Source organism: Acinetobacter sp. TTH0-4 (assembly GCF_015602665.1).
GTDB classification, from domain to species: Bacteria; Pseudomonadota; Gammaproteobacteria; order Pseudomonadales; family Moraxellaceae; genus Acinetobacter; species Acinetobacter albensis.
Map to the genome: position 1 here is coordinate 1,507,710 of NZ_CP059079.1, position 11,571 is coordinate 1,519,280.

The 11,571-nt window shown below is 37.8% G+C and carries 9 protein-coding genes; 3 read left to right on the forward strand and 6 right to left on the reverse strand.

Annotated features, from left to right (window positions below):
* The first annotated feature begins 89 nt into the window (after nucleotides 1-89).
* Nucleotides 90-1,088: a helix-turn-helix transcriptional regulator gene (locus tag H0S58_RS06980; protein ID WP_092719291.1), complete on the forward strand. Its 999-nt coding sequence runs from the start codon at nucleotides 90-92 to the stop codon at nucleotides 1,086-1,088.
* A gap of 458 nt (nucleotides 1,089-1,546) precedes the next feature.
* Entirely contained in the window at nucleotides 1,547-3,217 is a 1,671-nt protein-coding gene (locus H0S58_RS06985) for an FMN-binding glutamate synthase family protein (protein WP_195726117.1), read from the forward strand.
* 182 nt (nucleotides 3,218-3,399) lie between these two features.
* Here the strand turns inward: H0S58_RS06985 and H0S58_RS06990 are convergent, their stop codons facing one another.
* From H0S58_RS06990 to H0S58_RS07005, 4 genes are read right to left on the reverse strand one after another with little or no spacing between them, the layout of a single operon-like run.
* Nucleotides 3,400-4,443, reverse strand: coding sequence for an alpha/beta hydrolase (locus tag H0S58_RS06990; protein ID WP_053578029.1), 1,044 nt, complete (start codon nucleotides 4,441-4,443; stop codon nucleotides 3,400-3,402).
* Nucleotides 4,443-5,603, reverse strand: a complete 1,161-nt coding sequence (locus H0S58_RS06995) for a YdcF family protein (RefSeq protein WP_195726118.1) — start codon at nucleotides 5,601-5,603, stop codon at nucleotides 4,443-4,445. The genes H0S58_RS06990 and H0S58_RS06995 overlap by 1 nt, the downstream gene beginning before the upstream one ends.
* Nucleotides 5,604-5,609: 6 nt before the next feature.
* Nucleotides 5,610-6,644: a UDP-N-acetylmuramate dehydrogenase gene (gene murB / locus H0S58_RS07000; protein WP_195726119.1), complete on the reverse strand. Its 1,035-nt coding sequence runs from the start codon at nucleotides 6,642-6,644 to the stop codon at nucleotides 5,610-5,612.
* A gap of 12 nt (nucleotides 6,645-6,656) precedes the next feature.
* On the reverse strand, nucleotides 6,657-7,169 hold the full coding sequence (locus H0S58_RS07005; RefSeq protein WP_195726120.1) for a low molecular weight protein-tyrosine-phosphatase: 513 nt from the start codon (nucleotides 7,167-7,169) through the stop codon (nucleotides 6,657-6,659).
* Nucleotides 7,170-7,285: 116 nt separating this feature from the next.
* Between H0S58_RS07005 and H0S58_RS07010 the strand changes: the two genes are divergently transcribed.
* Nucleotides 7,286-8,446 carry an iron-containing alcohol dehydrogenase gene (locus H0S58_RS07010; protein ID WP_195726121.1) on the forward strand — a complete coding sequence of 387 codons (1,161 nt, stop codon included), beginning with the start codon at nucleotides 7,286-7,288 and terminating at the stop codon, nucleotides 8,444-8,446.
* A 345-nt stretch (nucleotides 8,447-8,791) separates the two neighbouring features.
* Here the strand turns inward: H0S58_RS07010 and dnaX are convergent, their stop codons facing one another.
* Nucleotides 8,792-10,909: a DNA polymerase III subunit gamma/tau gene (gene dnaX, locus H0S58_RS07015; protein ID WP_195726122.1), complete on the reverse strand. Its 2,118-nt coding sequence runs from the start codon at nucleotides 10,907-10,909 to the stop codon at nucleotides 8,792-8,794.
* 133 nt (nucleotides 10,910-11,042) lie between these two features.
* On the reverse strand, nucleotides 11,043-11,504 hold the full coding sequence (locus H0S58_RS07020) for a copper resistance protein NlpE N-terminal domain-containing protein (RefSeq protein ID WP_195726123.1): 462 nt from the start codon (nucleotides 11,502-11,504) through the stop codon (nucleotides 11,043-11,045).
* Between the last annotated feature and the right edge of the window lie 67 nt (nucleotides 11,505-11,571).

Genomic DNA, 11,571 nt, shown 5'->3' on the forward strand with positions numbered 1-11,571 from the left:
CAAACGACTGGCTAAAAAATTCGGTATTTTCGATTGTGTTCATGATTCAATGCAGATATAAACAAACTACTCCATTTTTAAATTCAGTTATGTCTTCACAAGAAAAAGAAACGTCTAATAGCCTGTATCGTCAATGGCAAATTTTATCTCGCCTTTCTACTGGAAAATGGATGGGCACGCGTGAATTACAGGAAATTTTACAGCGTGAAGGGATTGATATTAGTCTGCGGACTATCCAACGTGATCTAAATCAGATTTCACTACGCTTTCCGATTGAAAGCAGTAAGACAGTGCCACAAGGTTGGCGCTGGCGTTCAGATGCGCCTATTCAAAGTTTACCGCATATGACCAGCTCTCAAGCAGTCACCTTTATGATGGTAGAAGAACACTTAAAGCATTTACTCCCGCCTAGCCTGATTGAAGAAATGAATCCATGGTTTGATTTAGCACGGCGGAGTTTGTCTACGCAAAATAATGTTCGACAATGGATTAATCGAGTTCGAATCGTTCCTGCGACACAACCTTTAATTCCACCTATCGTTGAGAAATCGGCACAACAAGCGATTTATGAAGGCTTACTGCAAGATAAGCAGCTGGAATGTATTTATCAGCGACGAAGTCATTTAAGTGAAGAAAAAACCTATGTTCTAAATCCTTTGGCTTTGGTACAAAAAGGAGCCATTATTTATTTAATTTGTACACGTCATGATAAGACTGATATTCAAACCTTTGCCTTACATCGTTTCAAGGCAGCCACAGTTTTAACTTCACGCGCCATGCATCCTGTGAACTTTGATATTGATGCTTATATAGATTCTGGCGCACTCGGGTTTAGAGTAGACTACAATAAGCCGACCGAGAATATCCAACTAAAACTCACGATGTCAGAACAAGATGCGCATTATTTTGATGAGAGCCAATTGGGTAAAGATCAAACGATAGAAAAAATTGAAGATGGTTTAGCACAAATTACTGCCACTGTTCCTTTTACTTCACAACTGGTCTGGTGGTTAAGAGGTTTTGGTCATAAAATCCAACGCATTGAACCCATTGAAGTGTTTCATGCAGTGCGTGAAATAAAGGATTAGTACAAAAAACCTATAAGAAAAAGTCCCAAAAATGGGACTTTAGAAGATTTATAATTGTGTCTAATTTTTAGTTATGGCAGTTTTGTTAAAAAAAACCAAGTTTTATGAATTCGCCCCATTGACCTAAAACCTGATCGCGTTTGATGTCATGCGTGGTGAAAAAAACATGGAGTTTTAGCAAGCAAGGTCTCCACGATTAAATCGAATTGCTTTCATCGTCATATTCTTGTTCCTCTTATTTCCTGTATAAATTAAATATAATTGAAGTATTCGAATTTATTAAATCATAAGATCTGAATTCGTCAGCTTAATTTTTATTAAGCATTTATTCTGATTGCTTTTACTTGAAGTTTAATATGGCAAACTTCAAAAATAATCGTGCTTTACAAATCAAACCTTGTACATCATTTATAAACTAGGCACATTTAAGTCATTCATAAATTTATGGAAAACCAAGAATGCCAGGTACAGTTCAAGCCGTCAGACATAAACTGCTTAATACTTTTTTTTCTCGTAATTCAGTATGGTTTGCTTTTATTTTTATTGCTTTAAGTATTACTTGGTTTCGATTTAATTACGCCCCTCATTATATTTACTATTTTATTTCAGACACTTTATTAAATTCCCTTTGGCTTATTTCAGGCTTACTGAGCTTTTTGGGACTCTATGACGTATTACAAAATAAACATTCTATTTTAAAAAACTATCCGATTATGGGACATTTTCGGTTTATGTTTGAAGATTTTCGTCCAGAAATCCGTCAATATTTTATTGAATCTGATCAAGATGCTCTGCCATTTTCACGAATGCAACGTAGTTTAGTTTATCAACGGGCAAAAAATGAAAATTCAGATAAGCCCTTTGGTTCAATTATTGATGTATATCAACAAGATTATCGGTTTATTACTCACTCAATTGTTCCCTGCAAACCTGCCAATCCAGAAACATTTCGTATTCAAATTGGAAATCATCAATGTAAACAGCCTTATAGTGCCTCTATTATGAATATTTCTGCAATGAGTTTTGGCAGTTTAAGTGCGAATGCCATTCGAGCACTCAATTTAGGCGCAAGTATGGGGAATTTTTTTCATGACACAGGTGAAGGCAGTATTAGCCCTTATCATCTGGAGAATGGTGGAGATATTGTTTGGGAACTTGGAAGTGGATACTTTGGCTGTCGTACTTTAAAGGGTGATTTCGACGCAGAAAAATTTACTCAACAAGCCAATTTACCGCAAATTAAAATGATTGAAATTAAATTATCGCAAGGTGCAAAACCAGGGCATGGCGGTATTTTACCTAAAGATAAAATTTCTGAAGAGATTGCTCAAATTCGGGGAGTTAGCCGCGAACAGGACTGTGTTTCACCTTCTCAACATTCTGCGTTTAGCACTCCAATTGAAATGATGCACTTTATTCAACAACTCCGTGATTTATCTGGTGGAAAACCCGTTGGCTTTAAACTGTGTATTGGGCAACCTTGGCAATTTATGGCAATTGTGAAAGCCATGTTAGAAACCAAAATTGTCCCAGACTTTATTGTGGTTGATGGTTCTGAAGGTGGTACTGGTGCAGCACCCATTGAACTGATTGATCATATGGGCACACCGTTACGTGAAGGGTTGTTATTTGTACATAACACCTTGGTGGGTGCAGGATTGCGCAACCAAATTAAAATAGGAGCAAGCGGTAAAATCATCAGTGCTTTCGATATTGCCAGTATGATGGCAATTGGTGCAGATTGGGTTAATTCAGCGCGTGGTTTTATGTTTGCTGTCGGCTGTATTCAAGCGCAAAGCTGTCATACCAATCAGTGTCCTGTCGGTGTTGCGACTCAAGATATAGACCGTCAAAAAGCACTGCATATTCCCACAAAATCGGTGCGGGTGTTAAATTTCCATAAAAATACCTTACATGCTTTATCTGAAATGATTGCAGCGGCAGGACTTAAGCACCCCGCCGATATTAAGGCACATCATTTAGCACAACGGATTAATGACCGTGAAATTAAAAACTATGCACAATTACATTTCTGGCTCAAAGAAGGTGAATTGCTTAACTGCGAAAATAAAGACGAAGAAAATTTTTACTTTCGGATGTGGAGTTTGGCGCATGCAGAGCATTTTTAACAATTGCTTGTAATTGAAATTCTTAGTTTTAATAATTCCAAAAAGGAAATTCAACGTTAATTTAAAATCCAATTAAAAAACTGAATTGAACTAAACACCACTAATCGCCATTTATTAAATCTGGAATCGGTGGTGATTATCTTTAAGTTTTATTTGTACAAGATGAAATTTCAAGCCTGTTGTTAATAATAGCGATCCGAACTTTGAGTATGTAAAAAAGCAGGAATTAAACCAGTCAGTGCTGCACGAATATCGGCACGTTCATTGATTAACTGGTGTGATCCTTCTTCTAACATGAGTAAAGTTTGTAATCGAAATTTTTGGCGGATAAATTCAATGTTATAACGCCAGTCCACCGTTTCATCCAAAGCACCTTGTGCTAACCAAACAGGAATACGACACGCTGGACGTGCTTCCATTTCCTGCATCCATTTTGACATCGCCAAAATCCAATCCATTCCCATCATACGGGGTTGCAAAGGATCTTTTAATCGTACAAAACGTAAAAACTCAGGATTGTGGTTATTTCGTCTAAAGTGACGTGGTACTTGACGTTTAATACGCCGAATAATCCCTAAACCTACAGGATTATGCCACCAAGCCGATTTGGCGGGTCGGATCAGCGGTGAAAGTAATAGCACCCGACCCACATAAGGATTTTCACGACGTTGTGCAAAATCTAATAAATGGTGCATCCATATTGCGCCGCCTGTACTTTGCCCTATTCCCAACCAAGGTTTAGGCAGTTGCTCTGCATCTTTAACAGATTGATAAACAGCTTTTAAAACGTGTTGATAATGATCGAAATTTTTAATATTCGCAGGTGAGCCATCACTTAAGCCATGCCCTGGTAAATCATAGGTTAATACACTAAAACCTTGTTCAAGTAATTCACGAATAATCGGCTGATAAATACCGCTATGTTCTAGATAACCATGCAGCAAAAAAACAGTACCACGTATTTTATTAAAAGGAATGAGCGCTAAATCAGGCTGAAACACCTGAACATGTAATTTAAACAAGGGCATTTGTACATAGCCTTGCCAATGTTCACCTTGCAGTAGATGTAAGCCATACAATTGACGATAAGCTTGAATTTCAACTGAAGGCTGATAAGGTTTTTGTAGATTTAAAACTTCAAGTAATTGCGGCGTAGTTTCACGACTGGGAACTGGTAAATCTAATTGCCTTAAGATATTGGGATTTAAAAATGGAATATCTGACATTAAGGTACCTCTCGACAATCACTCGAACCAAACCAGACATCCCGAATCGTCGCGAGCATTTCATAGTTTGCACGGCGACTATGATCATAATTTTTTTCGCTTGGACGCCACTGGGTAAGTTGCGTTGGCATGGGTGCTTCAATAGGTACCGTTTCAATACCATTCAATGCAAATAAACGACGGGTGCGTGGCATGTGATAACGATCTGTAATTAAAATTACGCGTGGCGCTCCACCCTTTTTCTGCAACAGTAATGAACTAAAGCGCGAATTTTCACAGGTGTTCATGCTGCGATCTTCCAATAATTTTGCATCGACATCATGTTGTTTTAACCATCGTTGCATATAAGGTGCTTCTACGCCACTCAGAACAATTGGAAGTTTATATTGTTTTTCAACAGCTAACGTTTTTTCCAAACGTAAGCGTGTATAGTCATTGACCACGATATTTTGTCTATTTTGATCTAAGGTGAGTCCCCCACCTAAAACAACAATCGCATAAGGTTTTGAGCTTTGAACCTGAGACTGTTCATTTTGATTTTGTTCATGAATCTGTGCAATATCTTGATAAAGACTTTCATCTACTTTTTCTTGAATAATCTCTTGATTTTCGACTGGATGAGTCTGTAAAAATTCCAGATACTTTTCCATCAATACTTTATTTTCATTACTGTTCAAATTTAACAAATCTTTCACTGCTTGTGTCGGATCATCTTGCGCTCCCACAGAATCACTTTCTTGCTCTGCCGAAGTTGAATCTTGTTCTTTCACCAACAATGGAATACGGGGTTTTTCTTGTTCTTTATTTTCCTGAATTTGAGCTTCTTCAATCTTGCCTTGCAAAGCTTTATAACGGGCTTGAAGCACAGTTAAATCTGGTGAGTTTTTGCTTTTTATGGTTTCTTCCATTAACTTTAAATAGGCTTGACGCGCAATCCACAATTTCGATCCCGGCTCTAAACTTTCATGTTCACTTAAAGCCGCCTGTTGCTGACTTTTTGCAGCCACCTCATTAACTTGTAGCGGAACAAAGGTATTAAGGCCTTTTACGATCCATTGCGAATAAAAAGGCGAATAAATTAAAACCATAAAACAGCCGAATAGTAAAAATAGCACAGATGCTACTTGTACCAATCGAACCATCCAATGTGTTTTCGCCATAATTCTTTATTCCAAATGTGAACGAATTAAACCTGTTTCATCAAACAATACAGGTTCGGGTTCTAATAAAATGTTAAATTTTTGATACACATCGTGTTGTACAGCTCGATAAGTGGCTTGTACATCTGTTAAAGAGGCATGTCCATAGTTTACTAAAACCAAGGCCTGCTTATGAAACATACCGACCATGCCATGTTGCTTACCTTTCCATCCTGATTGGTCGATTAACCAACCAGCCGCTATTTTAGCGTTATCTTGAGCTTGAGGATAATGGGGTATACGCGGAAATTTTTCTACCAAAAGGTCACAAATCTGCTGCTGAATGATTGGATTTTTAAAGAAACTTCCTACATTCGGATAATCTTTCGGATCGGGAAGTTTACTTTGGCGAATTTGAATGATCTGCTTCTGCAAGTTTTCTGCTGTCTGTTCATCGCCTACTGCTTGCCTAAGATCACCATAATTCAGCACTAAATGGGGATGCTTCAATAATTTAAACGTGACATGGGTAATGACAAATCGATTCGGATCATCTTTAAAAATGCTATGCCGATAAGAAAAATCACAATTTTTGGCAAAAATGGTGTCAAACTTTTCAATTAGTCGGTCATACACCTGTACCGATTCAATAAACTCACCTGCTTCAACGCCATACGCACCAATATTTTGTACAGGTGATGCACCCACTAAACCAGGGATGAGAGCCAAGTTTTGTAAACCATATAAATGCTGTTCAGTCGTCCATAAGACAAAATCATGCCAAATGTACCCTGCAGCCACGCGGATGGTCTTGCTTTGCTCATCTTCTGTAATATTTTCAATACCTTGTATATCCATATGCATCACAAGCGCATGAATATATTGAGGTAAGAGCATATTACTACCACCTGAAAGAATCAGCACATTGAGTTGCTGTTGCTTGGCATAATCCAAACCGTCCACCAAGTCTTGTGTAGAATGCACTTTGAGGTAATGCGATGCAGTCACATCAAGACTTAAGGTATTGAAGGGTTTAAGTTGAACTTGGGTTTGAATATTCACAATGCTTAAACCTTATTGCGTATTTATTTCTTGTTTAAAAATATTAACCCAAGCCAGACTACTGGATTCACATTGATCTAAAACCCGTTCAAATCCATCCGCTTCACTATAATAAGGATCGGGTAAAGCTTGTTTTAAATATTCAGGATCATGTTCACTCATCAACGCAATTTTTGCGCGAATTTGATTTAAACCATATGCAGTTTGTGCTTGCCCTAAAAGTGCTTGAATATTCAATAAATTTTCATGATCCATCGCTAAAATCAAATCAAACTCAATAAAATCTTGCACATTTAATTGACGAGCACGCAAACCCGATAGATTATAGCCACGTTTTAAAGCATGCTTTTGGCTGCGACTATCAGGCGCTTTATTGGGATGATAATTACTGGTACCTGCAGAATCAATCACAATATTAAGCTGTTGTTCATCACAAAAATGTCTAAGCACGACTTCCGCCGTTGGAGAACGGCAAATATTTCCTAAACATACACATAACACCTTATATGGCGTTTTGGATGACATAACAACCTCGATAACTGCTTTATTTTCAGGTGCCTTATGTTAAGTTATTTAGAGGATGAATCCTATAGAGCGCTAAAACAATAATCTTGAATTCGATATAAAAAAGGATGCAATAGATGAGCCATTTTCAATTTCAGACAGTTTCTAATATTATTTCAGGGCTTGGTTCAATCTATGAATTAAAACAATTACTGCAAGCTCAGGGTTACCAAAAACTGTTACTGGTTACGGATGCTGGCATGATCCAACAGCAATTGCATTTACCCATTCTTGAAATTTTAGAGACCATTCGACTGGATTACGTGATTTATTCCAGTGTACAAGCCGATCCAGCTGAGCACATCGTTCTTGATGCAGTTACATTTGCGAAAAATGAGAAAGTCGATCTTGTGTTAGGTTTTGGTGGAGGAAGTTCTTTAGATGTGGCTAAAGTTATTGCCATACTTGCTCACCCACAACAACAGCAAACATTAGCAGACTTATATGGCGTAAATAATGCAAAATCACCTCGGTTACCTTTATTTTTAGTGCCCACCACCGCAGGTACAGGCTCCGAGGTCACACCTATATCGATAGTCACCACGGGTGAAACAACCAAGACAGGAATTATTTCTCCTGTATTATTTGCTGATGTTGCCATTTTAGATGCAACTTTTACGCAAAATTTACCTCTACATATTACTGCAGCAACGGGTATCGATGCCATGGTACATGCCATTGAAGCCTATACCTCAAAAATCAAAAAGAATCCTTATGCAGATATGCTGGCGAAACAGGCATTACGATTGTTAAATCACAATTTAGAACTGGTTTTGGCAGATGGACAAGATTTGAACGCTAGACAAAATATGCTGGTGGGTGCAATGCTCGCAGGTCAAGCCTTTGCCAATGCACCTGTTGCTGCGGTACATGCTCTGGCTTATCCTCTTGGAGGACATTTTCATATTTCTCATGGGCACAGTAATGCCCTAGTGTTGACTGAGGTTTTAAAATTTAATGCACCCAATACCAAACAGCTCTATGCAGAGTTGATGTGTTGGTTAGACCCTAAAAGTACAGGTAGTACAGATGGATTGTGTGATTTATTTATTGACCATATACAAAACCATTTAGATAACAGTAGGTTGGTTTTAAAATTAAAAGATTTAAACGTGCCTGAACATATGCTGAATCAACTTGCCAAAGATGCTATGTTGCAAACTCGACTTTTACAAAATAATCCTCGAGAAATGACACAACACGATGCGCAGCAAATTTATCAAGCAATCTATGAATAAACAATTTAGTCGATTAATTTAGCTCTAAAATTAAATATAGACAGAGTATTCAAGGTCATTTTGACCAATGACCTATTTTTAACCCATCTCCATTTACCCTTATTCAAAAGCAGAAATTGAAAATTTCAGCGTAATTCTGAAAGTACTGAATTCGGTCGCTGAATTTTAAAATCACGTTGTTCAGGATTACGACATACATTCGTCATCCTCAAACGGTGCAATGACTCAAGTCATCCCACACATGAAGGATTAATTAATCAATTTTAAAAGGCCAAATAAGAAAACACCTTAATATCTATAGAAATATAGGGTGCTTTTTTTAAATTACACTTTAAAAGACTAAGTTTACTTCAGTTGAATATTTTGAAGTTCACCCTCAAAATTTTGCAAAATATCTTTTACAGCAGACTCTTTATGTAGTAATTCAGATGCACGAGCATAAGCTCTTTCTTTGCGCTCGTTTTGTAGCTCATATGGTGTACTGATGTCCACTTCAACATAATTGACTTGAAAATGAGTATTCGGCCATTGATCTTTCAAGGCCTGCGCTAATGCATGTTGTTGCTGATTTAGCAATTGCTCATATTTCGGTGGGATCTGAAAAAATGACTCACCATCAATTTGACCCAACATGATCCCTTGCTGGGCTAACTCTTGTACAGCTGGCGATAAAGTACTATTTCGAAACCAATATTCCCACTTGTCTACTGTCCATGCACCCTCAAGTTGTTGCGGTGTAAGTTTTAAAATATCCTGTGGCATCAAGTTTGAATTTTGCTTCAAATCAGTTTCAGCTAAAGTCTTATTTTCTTCAAAATCGGCTTGATCACATGTAGAAATCGTTGGCGCTATAGGCGCAACAACTGGTGGTTCTAAATTCACGACCTGTTCTACAGTTTCATCTAAACTGTGTGTCTGCTTTAAAAATAAGTCTGTTTCCAATTCAGCCTTAGCATCATTAGATGGCAATATTGTTTCAGTCTCTGTTTCAGCCTTGTCTAAAGGAAGAAAGTCATCAAATAATAGATCATCACTATTCGGTCCATGATCAACAGCTACTTGTTCAGCTTCATCAGTGGATACGTCTACATCAAATAATGTATCTTCTGAGCTCGGATCAAATACAATTTGCGCTGAATCTGGTGTTGGCAGAATTTCAGCAACAGCCTGTATGACATCCCCCAAAACTTCATCGGAAGATGACACTATATTTTGCTGAGTGATCGCTATGGAAGTTTCCGAGATATCTTCTACTGGAAATTTTTTTACCGGAGAATCTTCATGAATAATATGCTGTTGTTGCAAATTTTGTATAGGTGTTTCTGAGGGAATTTGCTCATGAACTTGCTGCGTTGAAGTAACAGGAACCTCATTCGGCTGCAATGGACGAAATGCCAATAATCGCAGCACACACATTTCAAAACCTTGTTCTGGAGTGACCGCTAATTGTAATTCTGCTCGACCCTTACATGCCACTTGGTAATACAACTGTAAATCTTGTGCCGAAATAAGCTGCGATAAATGCATAATTTTTTTATTAATTTCAGCACTATATTTTAGACTTAAATCGGGTAAATATTGCAATAAAGCCAACTCATGCAACGTTGAAATCAACTGATCTAAAACCAGTGAAACATCTAGAGCCTGCTGTCTAAATTGCATCAACAATTCGCTCACGCGCTGTTTTTGGTTTTGATGAATGGCAACAATTAAATCGTAAATAATGGTTCGGTCAATCAAACCCAACATTTCTTTCACATCTTGATGTTGAATCTCACCTTGACCATAAGCAATAGCCTGATCGGTTAAAGACAAAGCATCACGGACTGAACCTTGCGCAGATTCAGCTATTTGCCAAATCGCATCTTGTTCCGCTTGAATTTGTTCTAAATTCAAAATATGGGTTAAATGTTCAGTAATTTCATCCACAGCCAATGGACGCAATGTAAATTGCAAACAACGTGAAATAACGGTAATCGGCAGCTTTTGCGGATCGGTGGTTGCAAAAAGGAATTTGACATGTTCTGGTGGCTCTTCCAGCGTTTTTAATAACGCATTAAAAGAATGCGTTGATAACATATGTACTTCGTCAATTAAATAAACTTTAAAACGACCTTGAGTCGGTGCATACGGAACGTTATCTAACAATTCACGCGTATCTTCAACTTTGGTACGTGATGCCGCATCGATTTCAATTAAATCGATAAAACGTCCTTCATTGACTGCTTTACAGGTAGGACAGACTTCACAAGGTTTAGAGGTTACTCCAGTTTCACAATTCAAGCACTTTGCCAAAATACGCGCAATGGTGGTTTTTCCAACCCCGCGTGTACCAGTAAATAAATACGCATGATGTAAACGCCCACGTTCCAAGGCACTGGTGAGTGCTCGTGATACATGGTTTTGCCCAACCAATTCAAGAAAATTACGTGGACGATATTTACGCGCGAGTACTTGATACATGTATGCTCCTTTTTACAGGTCTAAGCATACTGTTTTTTTGTCTAAGAGTGAATGAACTATCTTCAAAAGCTTAACAATAATCCCTCCATTAGAAGGACGGTTCTAAATTGCAAAGTGCTTTTAAAGGCATACATTATCCATTTTTTTCTAAAATAAAATCACCTTCCGAAGGATAGAGATGACCCGTTTGATCTTGTAATATTTCAAGGATTTGTTGATCCAAATCCACAGACATTAAATTACGTCCCTTCACCTGCATTAATTCAATTTTACTGTGATCAGTATTCCTAAAACGAAACTGCCCTGTATAAATTTCTTGCTGATCATTTCCACTTAAACTTTCACGTTTTAAAGTATAGGTCTTGTTCTGGTTCAGCACTAAATCTACGACCATGCCCGGACACTCTTCACAACGAGTATTACATCCCATGCAAGGCGTTGTGCCATGATATTTTCCGACCCACTTCGCGACCGTCACTTTATGCTCGGCAACCTGATCAATTTGATTGTTATTTTCACTACTTGATTGGGTAGAATCCTGACAACCCACTAAAATGGAGGATGCAATGAAAGGCAGAAAAATTAAATTTTTCATTAGCATGTCTAAAGAAACCTGGAAAAGCAGCAAAATAACATATTTTTCGAAAAATCATCAACATGTT